Below are 19,661 nucleotides of genomic sequence, written 5' to 3'. Positions count from 1 at the left end.
ACGCCCCTCCTGCCGACATCGCCATTAAAGAAACCGATATGGCCGGCATAACGCAGGACGGCAGACGACATCCTGTTGCGCTGTTCATTGACGACTTTGCTCCCGACCCCACTCAGGATGCCGGTTCGATCGCGCTCCTGTCCCACATCCATACTGCACAGAGCCTCGGCTATCAGTGCTGCTTCATGGCATCCCGGTCTATACCCAGCGAAAAGGTTCGCCTGCGTCTTAAGGCACAGGGGATCGACTGTCTGGTTCCACCTGTCTTCACCTGCCCGGAAGATGCGCTCAGGCAACTGGGAGACAGGCTCGACGTGGTCTATCTCCACCGCCTCAACAATGCAGAGCGCTATTCCGCGCTGACGCGGGCCCTTGCACCCACCGCCACGATGATCTGGAGCGTGGCCGAACTGACGTCCCTGCGCCTCCATCGTCAGGTGGCCGTGGAATCCCGTCCCGAACTCGAACGGTTCGCCAGCCGTCTCGAGGTCCGGGAAAACATGTGTGCCTGGCTGGCGGATTTCGTGCTGACACATTCACCCGTCGAAGCCGGGCGCCTGTCACGCAACGTGCCTACAGCCAACGTACATGTCGTCCCCTGGGCCGTGCCGGTATTTCCCCGCAAAGCACGAACCCCGGAGGCTCCCGTCATCGCCTTCGTGGGGCATTTCGCCCATGATCCCAATCTCGATGCAGCGAAATGGCTCGTTCTGGCCATCATGCCGCTTCTGCGCGAGGCCATACCGGGCATCCGTTGCCGCCTGATCGGAAGCGCCATGCCGCATGCCGTCCATATGCTGGCGGCGGAAGACGTGGAAATTGTGGGGGCCGTGCCAGATCTGAAAAAGGCTCTGGCAGACGTCTCACTTTGTGTGGCACCACTCCGCTTCGGGGCCGGGATCAAGGGCAAGGTGCTCGAAGCCTGGGCGGTCGGCCTGCCGATCGTCATGACCCCGATCGCAGCCGAAGGTCTGGTAGATCCTGCCGATCCGATATGGCGAAACTCCATCGCCGATACACCCTCCACATTCGCAGAGCGGATCATCGCGTTTCTGGACCCTGCCACGGGCCAAGAGCAGGTTACGGCGGGGCAGAACCTTCTGAAAACCCGTTTCTCGGAACCGGCTGTTCTCAGCGCCCTCTCCCCGCTTTTCCCTCCGGTGCCTCAGGAAATGGGCGACACAGACCCCATAGTCCTGAACTGAAAACGGCTTTCAGAACCGGAACACGACATTGGACTGGGCATAGCTTCCGCTTTTGCCACCCGCCGCATGAAGCCCGTTCGAGGCCATGAACCGTGCCCCATAAATCTGCCAGGTCAGATGCCGGTTGAGCTGGAGCTTGAGCGACGCCTGGGGCACCACGCCGATATAGCCACCATGATAGGTTTTCGAGAATGTGTACGGGCCGGACGAATTCCAGATCGCGCCATCCGCATTCTCCCGCCACATGAACGGCACCTTGAACTGGATGCTCGCAAAGCCTTTCCAGGGCGTGACGCTGAAAACCGGCGAGAGGCTGACGAGGTTGGATGGCTGGATATAGGTCGTGGTGTCCAGATAGTTCGTCTGTGGGTTGAAGGGCGCCATATAGGTCCGGACCGGTCCGTTCGTTCCATCGGCCCCGCCGGAATACAGGTCCGCCTGCACGCCAATGAACGGATGCAGCGGCGAGGGCGTATGGCGGTATCCCACGATCGTATTGACCGAATAGGCCTGAACGGAACTCTTGTGCTCGCTGCCAGATTTCTGGAACGTCCCGTCCTGATAGAGCCCACCAAACGAATATTCAAAGGACGCGGCGGTGCCGTACCAGCGGAAACCCACATTCCCGCGTGAAGACGTCCCCTTCAGGGAGCCAGCTGCGAGTGGCACGACCGACAGGCTGCCAACGTAGCGGTACCCGTAATAGAAAATGTCCAGAAACGAGTGCACCGTTTCTCCGCCAATGGAGAACTGCGGCACGAGAGCGGTGATGTCCCCGCCATACAGGCGTGTGCCGTAATCTTCTGTGTCATGGAACATCAGGGTCGCGTCCGTCTTGGTCTGGACGAAATCGAACGCATCCACGCGAATATTGGGCCAGATCGCATAGATGCGGCCGCCGTTCCACGACAGCGGCACATTGGGCGTCTCGCGATTATAGAGAACGTAGGAGGGCGCATCGAGAAACTGCTGGCGCCCGAACATGAAGCCGGTCTGGGCACCGGCGAGCTTGCCCTTGAACTCGATGAAAGCCTGCTGAAGATCCAGCCGCTTGCGATACGTCGTGTTGTAGCCAAAGCCCTTCCAGCCAGCGGCATCGGCGTTGATAAGCTGACCGAACAGCCGGACATGCTCACCCAGATGCAGATCCGCGCCATACAGGTTCCGCACGCCAAAACGGCCGGAATTGCTGCCCCCTTCTTTCCCAGAAAAGGCGTCTCCTCATACCAGTTGCGCAGCCGCGTCTCGCCGGAAAAGGACAGCCAGATCGTCTTTGCATCATTCAGGGCGATGAACTTGAGCGGATCAAACGGATCATCGCGCCGGCTTTTATCCCGCAGGAAGCTCCAGTCTTCCGCCCAGGGCGCCACACCGTAACGTCCGACCGGCCCAAATCCGGCGGACTCGCCGTTGCCGTAACTGAACGCGCCCCATGGCCCCTGACGCCCCTGCGGCGCATGATTCTGACTGGCCACGACACGCCGCGGCTGTGCCACGACACCGGCATGGGGATAGTTCTGGATGGGCGGCCGTTCCGTGGACGGGACGTGGATCCATTCTTCCGTCTGTGTCGTCGGTGTAGCCGATACCGGCGTTTCAGCTGCCACGGACAGCCGGGGCGTGCAGATGTCCAGCGCCATCAGGGCAAGGAGAGAGCGGTTCCTGTACGAATGATGACGTGAGATAGCCTGAGAACTCCAGACGGGGTTCGCAGAACATTATGCAGAGCTGCAAAAACATCAATCGTCATAGTTTTAAATAATAAAAACTATTCTATTTAGTTTTAATCCAGCCGCGTGATGTCCATCTGCCCTCGTGTCAGATCCCGCAGCCAGTCCATGATGGCATCAGCCTCTTCCACAGGGACGGCGAGCGTCATCCAGGCCCCTTCTCCATCGAACTCGCATTCCGTCCGGCTTGCACGCCAGCCCTCGATTTTCGATTCCACCATGGCATAGCTGGAAAACGGACAGTGAAACCTCAGGGACACGGTTTCGATCCGTTCGATCCGCTCCGCCTCGCGCAGACAGGCCGATGCCGCACCGCCATAGGCCCGCACGAGCCCTCCGGCCCCAAGCTGCACACCGCCATACCAGCGCGTGACGACGATCATCACATTGTCGAAATCCTGCCCTTCAATGGCAGACAGAATCGGACGCCCCGCCGTGCCTCCTGGCTCCCCATCATCACTGGAACGGAAGCGCTGGCCCGTTTTGAAGGCCCAGCAGTTATGGGTGGCGTCCGGGACGGCGACCTCGCGAAAGAAGGTCATGGCGGCGGCTTCGTCTTCCACGGGGGCCGCGGAAGCGCGGAAAACACTGTTACGAATCACACTTTCATAGGTCGCGAGGCCGGGAAGAGTCCATGTCATGGCTTTCCTTCTGCCTCAGGATCGCTGAAATGTCAGGATGGGGTAGGGAAACGCTGCCCGTTCTGTTAAGGGTAGGCCCCATGTTTTCGGATCTGACCGGTCGGCTGAATGCCGTCTGCGCGCGTCGTGCGCCCCTCGTTCTGGCCCTGTTCGCACTGCTCTGTGCCGGCTGCGTTGCGTTAAGTATCACGCGGATCAGCGTGACCACTGACACGAGCAAGATGTTTGCCAACAGCCTGCCATGGAAAAAGCGGAGCACGGAGCTGACACGCCTGTTCCCGCAGGACAGCAACCAGCTCGTCGCCATCATCGACAGCCGCATCCCTGAACAGGGCCGGCTGGCCGCACGACAGCTTGCCGCGACGCTCTCGCAGGATCACACCCATTTCAAGACGGTCAGCCTGCCCGGCGACAATGCCTTCTATAACAGTCACGGCTTCCTGTTCCTCGACACGAAGGATCTGGAGCCCCTGCTGGATTCGATCGTCTCCGCACAGCCCTTCCTGGGCACGCTGGCGGCTGATCCGTCCGCCCGCGGCCTGTTCGGCGCGCTGGGCCTGATTGGTGAGGGCATCAAGGCCGGACAGGGCATCCCGAGCGGCTTCAACGGCGCGCTGGACGGTTTCGCCAATTCCCTGACAGCGGCGGCAAACGGCCACCCGCAAGACATGTCCTGGCAGAATCTGCTGATCGGCAAGCTCGCCGAACTGGGGTCACAGTACGAATTCGTCGTCACTCAGCCCAAGCTTGATTACAGTTCCTTCCAGCCCGGCGAGGGCGCTACGACCGCCATGCGTCAGGCGATCAACAATCTCGAATTCGTGAAGACGAAAGAAGCCTCGGGCATCATCACCGGCGAAGTGAAGCTGTCTGACGAAGAGTTCTCCACCGTCGCACACGGCATGGTGCTCGGCCTCATCATCTCGCTTGTTCTCGTCGCAGTCTGGCTGATCCTTGCGGTCCATTCCCCGCGCGTCATCATCCCCATCCTGCTGACCCTCATCAGCGGCCTGCTCCTGACGACGGGCTTTGCCGCGCTGGCGGTGGGTGAGCTGAACCTGATCTCGGTAGCCTTCGCGATCCTCTTCGTCGGCATCGCGGTCGATTTCGCCATCCAGTACAGTGTGCGCCTGCGTGGGCAGCGCAATCCAGACGGCTCACATCCGTCCCTGCATGACGCCATCGTCCTGACGGGTCAGGAAAGCGGCGCACAGATCCTTGTCGCCGCCCTCGCGACAGCCGCGGGCTTTCTGGCGTTCTATCCCACGAGCTTTATCGGCGTCGCACAGCTTGGGCTGATCGCAGGTTTCGGCATGCTGATCGCCTTCTTCTGCACCATGACGCTGCTGCCGGCGCTGCTGTCCATCTTCCATGCGAAACTGGGCAATGGCACGCCGGGCTTTGCGTTCATGGCGCCCGCCGACGCGTTTCTGCGACACAAGCGCCGCCAGGTCGTTGGCGTTTTCGCGCTTCTGGGAGTTGTGGGGCTGGCCCTCATGCCGCTCCTGAAGTTCGATGCTGATCCGCTTCATACGAAAGACCCGAACACCGAGGGCATGCGTGCGCTGCATCTGCTGGAAGCGAACCCGCTCACCACGCCCTACAGCGCACAGGTCCTGACGCCGAGCCTGACGGAAGCCGCCCGGCAGGCCGAAGCCTTCTCGAAGCTGCCAAGCGTGCATGACGTGCTCTGGCTTGGCGCTCTGGTCCCCGATGACCAGAAGACCAAGCTGGCCATGATCGAGGATACGGCCTCCATCCTGCTGCCGACCATCACGGTCGCCAATCCGGCACCGGCACCGGACGCCGCGGCCATCCGCGCTGCCGCCGTCACGGCCGCGCAGAAGCTGGATGCCGTGAAGGATCAGCTTCCCGCCCCGCTGGAAAAGATCCGTCAGGCCCTGCACACACTTTCGACGGCCCAGGACAACACGCTGCTTCAGGCCAGCACCTCCCTGACGCGCTTCCTGCCGGACGAGCTGTCGATGCTGCGCACGGCGCTTCAGCCCACGCCGGTCACGATGGAGAGCATCCCGCAGGATGTGCGTCAGGACTATGTCCTGCCGGATGGCCGCGCCCGTCTGACCATGCATCCCAAAGGCCAGATGTCCGAGACGCCGGTGCTGCACCGCTTCGTCAGGGAGCTGCGCTCGGTCAATCCGGACGTCGCGGGCCCTGCGATGGAAATCACGGAGAGCGCCAACACGATCGTCCATGCCTTCACGGTCGCGGCGATCTGCGCGCTCATCATGATCGCCATCATCCTGCTGGTCGTCCTGCGCCGGCTGCTGGATGCGGCCCTCGTCATGGCGCCGCTGCTGATGTCCGCCCTGCTGACGGTCATTCTGGTCGTCACGGTGCCGGAGACGCTGAACTACGCCAACATCATCGCCCTGCCGCTGCTGCTGGGTGTGGGTGTGTCGTTCAACATCTATTTCGTCATGAACTGGCGCGAGGGTGTGAAGGGCCCGCTTACCTCTCCCACGGCGCGCGCGGTGCTGTTCTCCGCCCTGACGACCGCCACGGCCTTCGGCTCGCTCGCCCGCTCCGGCCATCCGGGCACGGCCAGCATGGGACGGCTGCTCCTGATGTCGCTGGGCTGTACGCTGCTCTGCACGCTGGTCTTCGTGCCGGCCCTGCTGCCCAAACGCCCGATCGACGAGGCCTGAACCGCCCTGACACGGTTTGCACCAATGTGACAGGCATTATGGCAACCGTGGTTTCCTCAAGGGTTGAGATCTTCCACAACGGAGGATCTCACCTTGAGCACAGATCATTCAGGATTGCCGCGTGGCATTGACCATGTCGGCGTCACAGTCCCGGACATCGAAGCTGCCATCCGCTTTCTGGAAGAAGCCTTTAGCGCGGTTGCACTCTACCGCAACGTCACCCGCACCGAGCCGCAGAAAGGCCCGCAGACGGAAAAGATCCTCGGCCTACCCGGAGGCACCGTCGTGGTCGAAATGTGCATGATGGCACTGGGACATGGTCCGGGCATCGAGCTGTTCGAAATGAAAGGCCCCGACCAGCGCGAAGCCGCCCGCCCCTGCGACTGGGGCCTTCAGCATTTCGCAGTCTATGTCGATGACATCCACGCCGCCTGTCACCGTTTCCGGGAAGCCGGCGGCACGCTTCTGACCGAGCCGCAGGGGCAGCCCTCCCTCGAAGCCGCACCAGGCAACATGTTCTGCTACGGCCGCACCCCCTGGGGCATGATCGTGGAGCTGCTCTCCACGCCCCATCAGGAACGCTTCAACGATATCGCCCCCATGGACCGCTACCAGCCACCTCCGCGCGAAGGATCTGACGCATGACCCGCTTCCTCCCATTCGCCGCAGCCCTTCTGGCAGCAGCAACTTTCAGGCCGGTACACGCGGCCGATCCGACCCCGCCAACCGCCTGGTACTGGCATAACTGGACGGATCACGACGGCATCAGCCATATGACCCGCTGTCCGTTTCATAACTATGTCCTGAAAACCATGTCCAAGCCGGCAGGGCCGCAATGGCAGGATCATGTTCATGAAGGCAATGCACAGATCATCTCCACCGTGCAGCCGGCACATTGGGATGGAAGCTGGCATCCTGATCCCAAGGTGCAATGGATCATCCCGCTGCAGGGCTCATGGTATGTGACCGCCATGGACGGAAAAAAGGTTGTCATGGGTCCGGGAGAGGTCTCCCTTGGAGAGGACCAGATGAGCCGCAAGGATGCCAAAGGACATGTCGGGCATTTTGCAGGCAATGTCGGAGACGGCCCCGTTACCCTGATGGTCATACAGACCGATGAACAGCCGACCGTGGATCAGCCCTGCCGTTTCCATTGAGAGGCTTCTGGCGTTCAGTACTCGATCAGAACAAGCCGAATCCGGATCGATCGTCCGGATTCGGCGTTCCTGAAGACCTGTTCTGACAGATCGCCACGCTCGGATGGCATACCACCCTCTCCTGAAGCTGCTGCCCGCTCCTCCATATCGTGAATAATCCGCGAAAAGGTCGGGGAGCATTTTTTCGGATTTCAGCTTCGCCGGGTCAGTTACAAAACCCGGAAAAATACCATGACAAACCGTTACTAAGTTACGATACCGGTATTATAATTGCCACTCAGAACATTCGATGGGGCAGGAAATTAAAATACAGATACGTCATAGATTTATAGAATAATATTTAAAAATTAAATGCAAAACATTTGTTTATTTTTTTAACAAAATTACTTCCGCAATATCAAAATTATCCTCAGGCAATATCCTGATTTCCTCTATTTACTACACAATATATATTCAGGAATATATATTATATTCTAAGTATATTACTTGAATTATCTTGTCACAATTCTCTCAGGAATTAGAAATGTGACATAAGCGCAACGCCTTTAATGGCATGTGACATGAGTGTTGCATTCCTGTGGCAAAATCATTGCGCACCGTTTCGATTTCCGATGAAAATATCGCCAGAGATAAAATCTACTTGCGACCTTCATCGAAAAGGAACAACGGCCGCGATGACCACCTCTGTGCACCACTCACTGAAAAGACGGGCTCCCGCACCCCGGACGCTTGTCCGGATGTTCCTGATGGCCGGCATTTCCTACAGCGTCCTGCCAAGTGTCAGTGCTCACGCCCAGACCACTACGACAACCCCCGCAAAACACGCTTCCGCTCACAAGAGCGCAGCCAGGAAAAAAGCTCCGGCAAAGGCTGCGACGACATCTGTAGCCCAGGCGACGCCGGTTGCTGCAACCCCTGCCGCTACGACTGCGGCACCGGTTGCAACAGCTACGGCGGCCGCTCCGGTCACCCAGACGAACAGCAAAGTGCTGCAGCAGGGAACCGAAGCTTCGGGTTCAGCTGAAGTCGTTACGGTTACCGGTACACGTCTGTCCCAGACGCGCCTGACAAACGTCATGGCCGGAACCTCGCTCAGCGCCGACCAGATCAGGAAGCGCGGCTACACCGATATCGGCATCGCGCTGATGCGTGAAAACCCGGCTTTCGGTGTTGGCGACAACTCTCCGATCGGCAGCCAGGGCAGCTTTGGTGCCGGCCAGTCCTACACCTCGCTCCTGAACCTCGGCAGCCAGCGCACCCTGACGCTGATCGACGGCATGCGTATGGTTGGCGGTGAAACGGCCTCCCTTTACGGCGCGGGTTCGGGCTCGCAGGTGGACATCAGCGCCATTCCGACATCCCTGCTGAAGGGCGTGGACACCAAGCTGGGCGGCGCAGGCGCGACCTATGGTGCGGATGCCGTCGCAGGTGTAGTCAACTACCAGCTGGACGATCACTTCACCGGCGTGGACTTCAATGCCCAGGGCAACTGGAGCCAGAAGCTGGATGCCCCCGGCGAGAAGATCACCTTCAAGGTCGGGCATGACTTCGATCACGGCAAGGGTGGCATGGTCTTCGACGTCGAATACCGCAATAGCGGCGGCATGCTCGACAATGACCGGATCAACCTGACCGGCCGGAATGCCACGACCTATGTTCGTGAGCCCATTGGTTCGACGTCGCCCTACACCTATGATTTCGCTCGCGGCGCCCGTAACGTCATCGCATCCGTCACCGGTGTTCCGCAGCTGACCGGCGGCCATCCGCCAATCTATGGCGGCAAGGTTGTGGACGGCATTTCCAATGCCGCTGGCCAGCCCCTGATGTTCAGCAGCAATGGCCAGTCCCTCGTCCCGATGACGTGGAACTACGCTACCAAGAGCCCGACAACGGTTGTGGGCGGCAACGGAACTGCACTTCAGGATTACGGCCAGCTTTACGCCCCGACCCAGAAGCTGAACCTGACCCTGCTCGGTCATTACGACATCACCGACCACATCCACGCGACGTGGCAGGGCTGGTACGCACGTGGCACCGCATCAAGCGAAGTCGCACAGGGTACGTGGTCGACGCCGACGTTCAACGAGCCGTTGACGCTGGAGAACTACCACAATGACGGTGCGGTCACCGGAGCCTACCAGCTCAGCACCAACAACCCGTTCCTGACGGCTGCTGAACGGGCGACAATCACGAACGCCCTCGCCGCCAAAGGTCTTCCCACCGATACATTCTACATGTCGCGCCTGAACCAGGATCTCGATGGTGGCATGTATCAGACGACAATGCAGATGTACCGCTTCCAGGGTGGTCTGAACGGTGACTTCGATGCCGTAGGTCGTCACTTCAACTGGAAAGTTACGGGTGAATACAGCCGTTATCTGAACGATACGTGGCAGCCTTCCATCGTCACGCAGAACCTCATCAACGCGCTCGATGCCACGACGGATGCCAGCGGCAACATCGTCTGCGCACCCGGTTATACCAGCGCCCCCATCAAGACCCGCAGCTCCACCTGCGCCCCGTTCAATCCGTTCGGTAACGGCCAGTCCACACCGGCGGCACGGGATTACATCATCGCCGACGCGCACCAGAAGAACGCCAACGCACAGCGTGACCTTCAGGCCGAAATCTCCAGCACGGTCATGCGGCTCCCCGCTGGCGACGTGCGCTGGGATATCGGTTACGAGCATCGCCGCGAAGGCTATCGCTTCAACCCGGGTGCCTTCTCCCGCGGCTGGGAACAGGACGACGGTTCGTACCTGCAGTACGGCAACTTGACCTCGCTTCCGCCCACGGGTGGCGCGTATCACACGCATGAAGTCTTCGGCGAACTTGATGTTCCGCTGGTCTCGCCCAACATGCACGTCCCCGGTGTCTACAGCCTGTCCGCCACGGCGAACGGCCGTTACATCAACAACAGCATGACCGGCGGCTACTGGACCTACATGTTCGGTGGAGCCTGGTGGCCGACGCAGGACATCGGCCTGAGCGGCAACTATGCCCGTTCTGTCCGTAACCCGTCCGTCACCGAACTGTTCGCGCCGCAGAGCACGGACTACGAAGACGGTATCGACCCCTGCTCGTCCGCTGGCCTCAATTCCGGCCCGAACCCCGCCGTGCGTGCAGCCAACTGCGCCAAGGCCCGAATCAAGCAGCCGTTCGAATCCAACTTCAACAACTTCACCGTGCAGGGAACTGCCGGCGGTAACAGCAAGCTGAAGAACGAAGTCTCCACCAGCTACACCGGCACCCTGGAACTTCGTCCGCACTTCATCCGCGGTTTCGACTTCCGCGGCTCCTTCGTGGACGTGAAGATCAACAACGCGATCACGTCTCTTGGTGCCCAGGACATCATGGACGGCTGCTACGACTCGACGTCCTATGGTCCGGGCAATGTCTATTGCGCCGCCTTCACACGCGGAGCGGATGGCCAGCTTGAGAACTTCACGGCCGGCTATTACAACATCGCCAACTACGAGACGCAGGCTCTGCAGGCCAATATCGAATACAACACTCCGCTGTCACGCTTTGGGCTGCCGTCCTCGGCTGGTGAAATCGGCCTGACCGGAAACTATGTCCACTATCTCAAGAGCCAGCACAGCTACCTCGGCAACACCTATCTGCTGACCGGCACGACGGGCTCGCCCAACGACAACTTCACGCTTAACGCGAACTATATCCGTGGTCCGTTCACCCTTCAGTGGCAGACCCTCTGGTATGGTCCGTCCCACTACGCGGTCCAGGTCCCTGCGACCCAGTACTTTGCCAACAAACGTCCGTCCTTCGCCATGTTCAACCTGACGGTTGGCTACGAGATCACCCGGAACTTCAGCGCAAACTTCATGGTGAACAACATCACGAACGCGCTGCCGAAGTACCCCGGTGCAGTCAACCTGACGCGTTACTACGATGCGATCATCGGCCGTTCCTTCCAGATGAACCTCGGCGTTCATTTCTGATCCTTCGATCAGGCGGAACACTGGAAAAGAGGGGCTTCGGCCCCTCTTTTTTGTCTGTCGCCCCAAACGCAGGCACAAAAAACGGGGCGGATTATCATCCGCCCCGTCTCCGGTTCCAGCTCCCGGTAAGGGGAGAGGTCAGTTCGTCTCTTTAGGCGTATGCTTGACCTTGATGTTGTAGCCTTTGAGCATTCCGTACCAGTACAGACGGGGGAAGACTTCCGTCTTGAGGAACCAGGCGAAGCGGCTGGGCTTGCGCTGGTCATACGGAAAGCTCGGCGCAACCTTGCCGCCATACAGGAACTCGGCCAGCACGACCTTGCCGTAGGACACTGTCAGCGGGCAGGCGCCATAACCGTCATAGCTACCCATCTGCGGGCGGCCATCGAGCGAAGCCAGCAGGTTTTCCACGACAACCGGAGCCTGTTCGCGGGCAGCAGCGGCCGTTTTGGCATTGCTGGTGCCCAGAACGTCACCGGCCCCGAAGATGTTGTCATAGGTCTTGTGACGCAGGACGGTCGGATCGACGTCCAGCCAGCCGGCGTCGTTGGCGAGCGGGCTTTTCTTGACGAAATCCGGCGCACTCTGCGGCGGCACGACATGCAGCATGTCGAACTGGCGCACGATGGTCTGATCCGTTCCGACGATCTGGAACGTGGCCTCGCGCTTCTCGCCGTCCACCTTGATCAGGTTTTCCTTCATGTGAAGGTTCACGCCGTAATAGTCGATCTCGCGCTGAAGCGAGGGAACGAAATACGGCACACCGAACAGGGCGTTTCCGGCCAGCGAGAAATCGACTTCCGTGCGATGCAGCGAGCCTTCGCGGCGCCAGTGATCGCAGGCCAGATAGACGATCTTCTGCGGCGCACCAGCACATTTGATGGGCATAGGCGGCTGTGTGAACAGGGCCTTGCCGCCATCGAGATGACGGATGCACTCCCAGGTATAGGCGGCCGTCTCACGCGAATAGTTCGACGTCACGCCATTGCGGCCCAGCGTTTCGGGCAGGCCTTCGATCTTGTCCCAGTCCAGCTGAAGGCCGGGGCAGACAACCAGACGGCGATACTCGACAACACGGCCGCTTTTCAGCGTTACGGTGTTGGCTTCAGGCTGGAAGCTTTCGACGCTGTCGCGCAGCCAGGTGACATTGCGCGGAATCAGCCCGCCTTCCTGCCGCAGCGTCTCGGGCAGCGTCATCACGCCTGCGCCGACGAGGGTCCAGCCCGGCTGGTAGGCATGCGTCGTGGATGGCTCGATGATGGCGATCGACAGGTTGGCGCGTTCGCGTCTGAGCTGGGCTGCGATGGTAATGCCGGCGGCACCGCCACCAACGATGACGACTGAGAAGCGATCCTGCTGGGTCGGGTCTGCCATGTTCGGTTACTCCAACGTCATTGTACGACGGAAAGAGTCTAGTCCAGAAGGGCAAGTCTTTCCGTCAGAAGGGAATAGAAGGCGTCTGAATCAACGTCATTGATCCATAACGCGTTCGGAACGCGATCGGTTACGTTCCACAGGTCAACAACACTCTGACCCATGCACAGGGGTGCGTCGACCTCGATTTCCACATTGCAGTCGCGCCCCGAGAACAGCTCGGGCTTTAAAAGCCAGCCAATGGTGAGCGGATCATGCAGCGCACCGCCCTCCCAGCCGTATTTCAGCTTCTCGAAACGGTCTTCCGCGCCCAGCATCCGCACCACCATATCTGTCACCGGCGTGCCGACCGCGGCAATCGGCGCCAGACGGGCCGGTGTGGCAATGGCGCGATGCGTCACGTCCAGCGGCAGGAGCGTGATGGGGATGCCGGAATGCATGACGATCCGGGCGGCGTGCGGGTCCACGAAAAAATTGAATTCTGCGGTCGGCGTGATGTTGCCGCCTTCGCGCTGCGCCCCGCCCATGGCCACGACTCCCGCGATCCGGGACGCGATATCCGGCGCATGGGTCAAGGCCAGAGCCAGATTCGTCATCGGACCGAGGCAGACGAGCGTGATCGCGCCCTCGGGTTCACGACGCAGCAGGTCCACGAGCCAGGTCGCGGCATCAATCGCCTGCGGACGTAATGTCGGCTCCGGAAGATCGGCACCAGCCATGCCCGTTTCACCATGCACATGCTCGGCGCTGATAGGCGCGCGGTGCAGGGGACGCGCTGCGCCCCCGAAAACGGGAATGTCAGTGCGATCTGCCAGTTCGAGCAGGGCGCAGGCGTTCTTCGTCGTCAGGGCCACAGGCACATTGCCGGCAACGGTCGTGATGGCCTCGACCGTCAGTTCCGGCGAGGCCAGCGCCAGCAGGATGGCAACCGCATCGTCCTGACCCGGATCGGTGTCGATGACGATGCGGCGGGGTGCGATCGGTGCGGAGCCGGCCTGTGTCATCATGCTTCTTCTTCGGAGTCCTTGATCCAGACCTCGACCGGTCCCGTAACCTTGATCGTCATCGGGCGGCCACGGCGATCCAGCGTTTTGCCAACAGCCAGACGGACCCAGCCTTCGCTGATGCAGTATTCCTCGACGGTGGTGCGTTCTTCGCCCTTGAAACGGACACCAATGCCGCGCGAGAGCAGCTCTTCGTTGTAATACGGGCTGTCCGGGCTGGCGGAGAGACGATCGGGAATGGTGTCGGTCATGGCAGGGCTATCCTCGTTTCTATCAGATCCGATCATGTCGGACCGGCGCGTCAGAGGTCTTCTCTGTAGCGCCGGATGGACGGCTCTCCAAGTCCATCCGGGTTCCAGAACAGGACATGGCCGCTCCCATAGGACGCAGAGCGCTGCTATGAGAGACGCTCCCCGTCGGAGACAGACCTCTCATGCCGTACTGCTCTTTTCGCCGCAAACCGGAGCGCCGCCTTCCCGGACTGACCGCCCTCGCATCACTTCTGATGCTGCTGACAGCGGGAGCCGCCCTGTCCGGCTGCGCCTCGGATGACGATGGCGACAACTGGTCCGTCAGCGCGCCGGTTTCGGCCGGACAGGCCATCCGGCTGGATTCCGTGCCATCCCATGAGCCGGCCTCGGTCTATCGCCTGACCTATCGCAGTACGGATGCGCGTAATCCGCAGCAGCTCGTCCGCGTCTCCGCTCAGGTTCTGGTGCCACGCGGTCGTGCCCCGGCAGGCGGCTGGCCGGTTCTGGCCTGGGCACACGGGGAAAGCGGCCTGCACCTGACCTGCGCGCCGTCGGTCATGGGGATCGGCACCGTGCAGGCGCATTTCTATGACGGCTGGCTGCGTCAGGGCTTTGCGATTGTCGCAACCGACTATCCCGGCATGGGCGAGCCCGGCGCACCGCTCCTTCTGAATGCACGCTCGGAAGGCATGAGCGTGCTCGATTCCGTCCGCGCGGCCCGAGAGCGCCTGCCGGACCTGTCGGAGAACGTGGTTCTGAACGGCCATGCACAGGGCGGTCAGGCAGCCCTTGCCGCTGCCGCGATGGCCTCGACCTATGCGCCCCATCTGCGGATTATGGGCACGATTGCCGCAGCCCCGCCCTATCTCGACGAGCAGACGGTTCAGGAACTGCTGCACCCCGCCAATCCGCGCAGCTTCTCGCCCGCTGTGCCGGAACTGCTGACGCTCGGGCAGTCGCTGGTCGAGGCCGATCCTTCGACAGACATCAACGAGGCTTTCACACCCCGGGGACAGCGCCTCCTGCATGAGGCCGGCTCCATGTGCGCCTCGGATTTCTTCCCGATCGCCAAACGCTCCGGCCTGACGCCCGCAACCCTGCTCGAACCCGAAGCGGACCGTGTGCTGGCGCCGGTTTTCGACTGGGCGAAATATCCCGGCTTCTCCCTGCCTTCGCCCGTGCTCATCGAGTCCGGCGCTCAGGATTTGCACACCTCCACCAGTCAGCAGAAGCGCCTCGTCACCCGGCTCTGTGCCGCCGGAACCGCCGTAACGCACCGGGTTCATGACGCCAGCCATAACGGCACGCTCGCCGCGATGACCACGGAGGCCCACAGTTTCGCCGGACAGCTTCTGCAAGGCACGACACCCCGTTCGGACTGCAATTCATCCCGGTAAACCCCTGGGCCGGAAATGTTTTCGCCCGGGCAGGGGTCGCATCCCGGAAACACTCTGTTAGACTTCGCCGGATGAATATCCTGATTACAGGGGCCGCATCCGGCATCGGACGCGGTCTTGCCCTGAAGCTGGCCCGCCCGGGCGTTTCCCTGCAACTGTGCGATCATGCAGCAGACGGCCTGATGGAAACGGCCCGGCAATGCGACGAACAGGGGGCCCGGTCAGTCCCCACCGTGCTGGATACGCGAAACCGTCAGGGCATGGCGGACTGGATTGCCACGGCGTCAGGAGAACGCCTGGACATGGCGTTCCTCTGTGCGGGCATCACAGGCGGTTTGCCTCCCGAAGCCGATGACGGTCTGGTTCTGGAGCGCGAAGAGCGTGTGTGGGAGATGCTCGACACCAACCTGACTGGAACGCTCAACACGTTCTTTCCGGTTGTACAGGCCATGCGCAGGCAGGAGCGGAACGGCGAGAACCTGCGGGGCCGGATCTGCGTGATGGCCTCCATCGCGGGGTTCGTCTGCTATCCGGGCACACCGTCCTATTCCGCCTCCAAGGCCGCTCTGGACCGGTTCGCCGTGGCCAATGCCGCCCGTCTGGAGCGTTTCGGCATCAGCCTGACCAGCGTATGCTGCGGCTTTGTCGATACGCCCATGGTGAAGCAGAACCGTTTTCCCATGCAGGGGCTGATCTCCACGGAAGACGCGGTTGGCCGGATCCTGCGCGGCACGCTGCGTCAGACCCGGCGCGTGATCTTTCCCGCCTGGCTGGTCATGGGTTCGCGCCTGATGGACCTGCTGCCCCCCGTCTGGCAGAGCGGTATTACGTGACCCAGCCTTCCGCGCAGCCGGCAGGGATGCCCGATTTCTGACGTCCTGCATGGCCGGAATCTGACATTTTGTGTCCTATCAGTAATGACCCGAAGCGCGGTTTTGTGGATAAACTGGCCACATGAATTTCTGCCGCCTGTTCATAGACCGTCCCGTCGCGACGACACTGATGTCCATTGCCATCTTCATGGCGGGCTTCATCTGTTATCCACTGCTGCCTGTCGCCACGATGCCGGACATGACCACGACCGCCATCATGGTCGTAGCAACTCAGCCAGGTGCCGACCCGCAGCAGATGGCGACATCGGTCACCACGCCACTGGAGCGCAGGCTGGGATCGATCGCGGATCTGGAAAGCATCGAATCCGACACCAGTGCGGGACAGGCCCGGATTTTCCTTGAATTCTCGTCATCGCGGAACATCGATGGTGCGCTGCGCGATACACAGGCCGCCCTGCGCGCGGCACGCGCCGACCTGCCAACCGGTACGATGGATGCCGATCCGCAAGCCTTCAAAATGGATGGGGGTGGCTTCCCGGTCTATCTGATGAGTCTGACCGGCGACCAGAAAACCCAGGCCGAGCTCTACGATATTGCCAATATCCGCATCAAGCCGCTCCTGGCCGAGGTCAAGGGCGTGGGACGTGTGGAAGTGGTGGGGTCGGCCAACCCCGCCGTGCGTGTCGAACTCAATCCCGGACCGCTCTATAAATGGGGCATCGGGTTTGAGGACGTACGAACCGCCCTGGCATCGGCCAATGCCTTCACGCCCAAGGGCTTCATCGACAGCAACGGCCAGCGGATGATGCTGTCCACCAACGATCAGGCGATCAATGCCGCCCAGTACCGTGACCTGATCGTCGGATACCGCAACAACTTCTATCCCGTCCGGCTGAGTGACATCGCCACCATCACCGACAGCGTTCAGGACGTTTACCAGACCAGCTACATCAACGGGCACCGCGCCATCACCCTCGTCGTGACCGCCCAGCCACATGCCAATACTGTGGCCATTGTGGATGGTATCAACGCCAATCTGTCCCATCTGCGCGATGCCCTGCCGGCTGATGTCAATCTGGTCGTGGGCCTTGATACGTCCCGCTCCATCCGGGCATCGCTGGCCGATGCGCGGCTGACACTTGTGCTGTCCGTCATCCTGGTCGTGCTCGTGATCCTGCTGTTCTTCCGCAAGATGATTACGACGCTCATCCCTGCCGTGACGGTGCCCATCGCACTGTCCGGCACGCTGGCGGCCATGTCGGCCTTCAACTTCACGCTCGACGTCCTGTCGCTCATGTCGCTGACCATCGCGGTCGGCTTCGTGGTCGATGACGCCATCGTCGTGCTGGAGAACATCGCCCGCCATATGGAAGAGGGGAAAGACCGCTACGAGGCCAGCCTGATCGGCGCTTCGGAAATCGGCTTCACGGTCCTGTCCATCAGCGCTTCGCTGGTTGCGGTCTTCATCCCGCTGCTGTTCCTGCCTGGCGGCGCAGGCTCGATCATGTTCGAGTTCTGCATGACGATGATCTCCGCCATCGTCATTTCAATGTGGCTTTCCCTGACCCTGACACCGATGATGTGCGCGCATCTCCTGGAAATCGACCATGGGGACCAGCCGCGAAAGGGCGTGTTCGGCGCCATCGCCTTCGTTACGGAAACATCCCTGGACTGGACGCTCCGGCAGTATGGCCGTTCCATGCACTGGTGCCTGCGCCATCCCATCCTGATGGGACTGACCCTGCCGCTCAGCTTTATCGTGCTGGTGGGGTCGATCGTGCTGATGCCCAAGGAGTTTATCCCGTCGCAGGACATGTCTCTGCTGGCCGGACGCATCAAGGGCGATGCCACCATGTCGTTCGATGAGATCGACAGGCGCCTGCGGGAAGTGGGCGCCGTGGCCCAGACGGACCCGGACGTGCTGTCCACCACGATCTTCAGTGACGACAAGAACAGCGGCGAGCTCTACCTGCATTTGAAGGAAAAGGACCAGCGCGCCTCGGCCGAGACGATCCTGGACCGGATCCGCAAGCGCCTGCCCAATGAGCCGGGCGCGGATGTCTCGTTCTGGAGCGTTGGCGGCAGCAGTCAGGGCGGCAACAGCTCCAAGAATACCGGCAGCTACCGGTATGTCCTGCGCGGAGACAATGTCTCCGACCTGTTCGGCTATGTCCCCACATTGCTGGGAGCCCTGCGGGCCTCGGGCAAGCTGGTCAATGTCTCTTCCACGACCGAGGGGCAGTCCGTCGCGGCCTACATCACCGTCGATCGCGATACGGAAGCGCGATATGGCGTAACGCCGCAGCTCATCCAGAACGTGCTGTATGACTCTTATGGTCAGGCCATCGCTTCCACGATCCACCTGCCCACCACCGATCACCGCGTAGTCATGGTGCTGGCTCCGCAGTACCGGGTGGACCCCGAAACCCTCAAACAGGTCTGGATTTCCACGTCCGCCGGAACCGCCGCCGGTGGCGTGGCTTCCAACCTGATCCGTGTCCGCAGCGATGCCAGTACCTCGGCAAACAGCTTCACATCCCTGGCGACGGCATCGATCCAGAACTCGCTGGCCAACCAGATCTCGGGCAACACTTCAAGCGGCGCGGCTGTCTCGTCTTCGACCGAGACCATGATCCCGCTGATCAATGTCGCCTCCGTCCTGTGGAAGCCCCAACCGCTCGATATCACCCATCGTGGCAATTATTATTCCGCCAATATCTCGTTCGATCTGGCAACCGGCGTGAGCTATAATGACGCGGTCGAGCTGATCAAGCAGACCATGCAGGAGACGCATGCTCCGGATGGCGTTCTGGGCGACTTCACCGGGACAGCCGGCGATACCCGCAAGCTCATGATCAATGGCGGGCTGGCATTCCTCGCTGCGATTGCGGTGATGTATATCGTACTGGGCATTCTCTATGAGAGTCTGATCCATCCCATCACGATCCTCTCCACCCTGCCTTCCGCCGGTATTGGCGCGGTTCTGGGACTGTGGATTGCCGGCGAGTCCTTCAGCATCATTGCCATGATCGGCATCATCCTGCTGACGGGCATCGTCAAGAAGAATGCCATCCTCGTCATCGACTTCGCCATTCATGCTGAGCGTATCGAGAAACTCTCCCCCAAGGACGCCATCTTCAAGGCTTCGATCACCCGCTTCCGCCCCATCCTGATGACGTCGCTCGCCGCTGCTCTCGGTGCGGTGCCGCTCATCATCAGCAATGGCTATGGCGCGGAAATGCGCCGTCCGCTGGGTGTTTCCATCCTTGGCGGCATGGTCGTCAGCCAGCTTCTGACACTTTACACGACACCGATCGTCTATCTGTGGATGGACGCCATCGGCGCAGGAACGAAGCGTCTTTGCCACTGGCTGCTGGGCCTCCTCCGCCGCCACAACACCGCTACCCCTTCCGCACGACAAATCTGAACCCGGACGACAAA

General features: G+C 60.9%; 14 protein-coding genes. 9 read left to right on the top strand and 5 right to left on the bottom strand.

Going from position 1 to position 19,661, the window contains the following annotated elements; translation table 11 throughout:
• Nucleotides 1-38 precede the first annotated feature (38 nt).
• The gene (locus tag ACJ2A4_RS08735) at nucleotides 39-1,205 is read left to right on the top strand and encodes a glycosyltransferase (RefSeq protein WP_408872532.1); all 1,167 of its coding nucleotides are present in this window, start codon (nucleotides 39-41) and stop codon (nucleotides 1,203-1,205) included.
• Between the two features lie 9 nt (nucleotides 1,206-1,214).
• Here ACJ2A4_RS08735 and ACJ2A4_RS08730 read toward each other — a convergent pair whose 3' ends face one another.
• The gene (locus ACJ2A4_RS08730) at nucleotides 1,215-2,375 is read right to left on the bottom strand and encodes an alginate export family protein (protein ID WP_408872531.1); all 1,161 of its coding nucleotides are present in this window, start codon (nucleotides 2,373-2,375) and stop codon (nucleotides 1,215-1,217) included.
• 351 nt (nucleotides 2,376-2,726) lie between these two features.
• Here ACJ2A4_RS08730 and ACJ2A4_RS08725 point away from each other — a divergent pair, with 351 nt between their 5' ends.
• Nucleotides 2,727-2,879, top strand: a complete 153-nt coding sequence (locus ACJ2A4_RS08725) for a hypothetical protein (protein WP_408872530.1) — start codon at nucleotides 2,727-2,729, stop codon at nucleotides 2,877-2,879.
• 109 nt (nucleotides 2,880-2,988) lie between these two features.
• On the opposite strand, the gene ACJ2A4_RS08720 is transcribed toward ACJ2A4_RS08725, so the two are convergent.
• The gene (locus ACJ2A4_RS08720) at nucleotides 2,989-3,576 is read right to left on the bottom strand and encodes an IMPACT family protein (RefSeq protein ID WP_408872529.1); all 588 of its coding nucleotides are present in this window, start codon (nucleotides 3,574-3,576) and stop codon (nucleotides 2,989-2,991) included.
• A gap of 80 nt (nucleotides 3,577-3,656) precedes the next feature.
• On the opposite strand from ACJ2A4_RS08720, the gene ACJ2A4_RS08715 reads away from it, so the two are divergent.
• The 4 genes from ACJ2A4_RS08715 to ACJ2A4_RS08700 all read left to right on the top strand — a co-directional run bounded on the left by ACJ2A4_RS08715 (nucleotide 3,657) and on the right by ACJ2A4_RS08700 (nucleotide 11,361).
• Entirely contained in the window at nucleotides 3,657-6,245 is a 2,589-nt protein-coding gene (locus ACJ2A4_RS08715; protein ID WP_408872528.1) for an MMPL family transporter, read from the top strand.
• 93 nt (nucleotides 6,246-6,338) lie between these two features.
• Nucleotides 6,339-6,890 (top strand): VOC family protein, encoded by a 552-nt coding sequence (locus tag ACJ2A4_RS08710; RefSeq protein WP_408872527.1) that lies wholly within the window; start codon nucleotides 6,339-6,341, stop codon nucleotides 6,888-6,890.
• Nucleotides 6,887-7,402, top strand: a complete 516-nt coding sequence (locus ACJ2A4_RS08705; RefSeq protein WP_408872526.1) for a cupin domain-containing protein — start codon at nucleotides 6,887-6,889, stop codon at nucleotides 7,400-7,402. The genes ACJ2A4_RS08710 and ACJ2A4_RS08705 overlap by 4 nt, the downstream gene beginning before the upstream one ends.
• Before the next feature lie 674 nt (nucleotides 7,403-8,076).
• Nucleotides 8,077-11,361 (top strand): TonB-dependent receptor domain-containing protein, encoded by a 3,285-nt coding sequence (locus ACJ2A4_RS08700; RefSeq protein ID WP_408872525.1) that lies wholly within the window; start codon nucleotides 8,077-8,079, stop codon nucleotides 11,359-11,361.
• Between the two features lie 138 nt (nucleotides 11,362-11,499).
• On the opposite strand, the gene ACJ2A4_RS08695 is transcribed toward ACJ2A4_RS08700, so the two are convergent.
• The 3 genes from ACJ2A4_RS08695 to ACJ2A4_RS08685 are packed head-to-tail and all read right to left on the bottom strand — an operon-like array spanning nucleotide 11,500 to nucleotide 13,990.
• Nucleotides 11,500-12,735 carry an FAD/NAD(P)-binding oxidoreductase gene (locus ACJ2A4_RS08695; protein WP_408872524.1) on the bottom strand — a complete coding sequence of 412 codons (1,236 nt, stop codon included), beginning with the start codon at nucleotides 12,733-12,735 and terminating at the stop codon, nucleotides 11,500-11,502.
• A 38-nt stretch (nucleotides 12,736-12,773) separates the two neighbouring features.
• Nucleotides 12,774-13,742, bottom strand: coding sequence for a nucleoside hydrolase (locus ACJ2A4_RS08690; protein WP_408872523.1), 969 nt, complete (start codon nucleotides 13,740-13,742; stop codon nucleotides 12,774-12,776).
• Nucleotides 13,739-13,990 (bottom strand): DUF3297 family protein, encoded by a 252-nt coding sequence (locus ACJ2A4_RS08685; protein WP_041112680.1) that lies wholly within the window; start codon nucleotides 13,988-13,990, stop codon nucleotides 13,739-13,741. Before ACJ2A4_RS08685 ends, ACJ2A4_RS08690 begins: the two co-directional genes overlap by 4 nt.
• A 182-nt stretch (nucleotides 13,991-14,172) precedes the next feature.
• On the opposite strand from ACJ2A4_RS08685, the gene ACJ2A4_RS08680 reads away from it, so the two are divergent.
• The 3 genes from ACJ2A4_RS08680 (at nucleotide 14,173) to ACJ2A4_RS08670 (ending at nucleotide 19,647) form a co-directional block, all read left to right on the top strand.
• Nucleotides 14,173-15,387 (top strand): alpha/beta fold hydrolase, encoded by a 1,215-nt coding sequence (locus ACJ2A4_RS08680; RefSeq protein ID WP_408872522.1) that lies wholly within the window; start codon nucleotides 14,173-14,175, stop codon nucleotides 15,385-15,387.
• 71 nt (nucleotides 15,388-15,458) lie between these two features.
• Nucleotides 15,459-16,220 carry an SDR family NAD(P)-dependent oxidoreductase gene (locus ACJ2A4_RS08675; RefSeq protein ID WP_408872521.1) on the top strand — a complete coding sequence of 254 codons (762 nt, stop codon included), beginning with the start codon at nucleotides 15,459-15,461 and terminating at the stop codon, nucleotides 16,218-16,220.
• Nucleotides 16,221-16,341: 121 nt separating this feature from the next.
• Nucleotides 16,342-19,647 carry an efflux RND transporter permease subunit gene (locus ACJ2A4_RS08670; RefSeq protein WP_408872520.1) on the top strand — a complete coding sequence of 1,102 codons (3,306 nt, stop codon included), beginning with the start codon at nucleotides 16,342-16,344 and terminating at the stop codon, nucleotides 19,645-19,647.
• Nucleotides 19,648-19,661: the final 14 nt, after the last annotated feature.

It is taken from the genome of Gluconobacter roseus, assembly GCF_046058915.1.
Taxonomy (GTDB): Bacteria; Pseudomonadota; Alphaproteobacteria; order Acetobacterales; family Acetobacteraceae; genus Gluconobacter; species Gluconobacter roseus_A.
The sequence above is the reverse complement of the archived record's forward strand: the minus strand, read 5'-3'. Positions and strand labels throughout refer to the sequence as shown.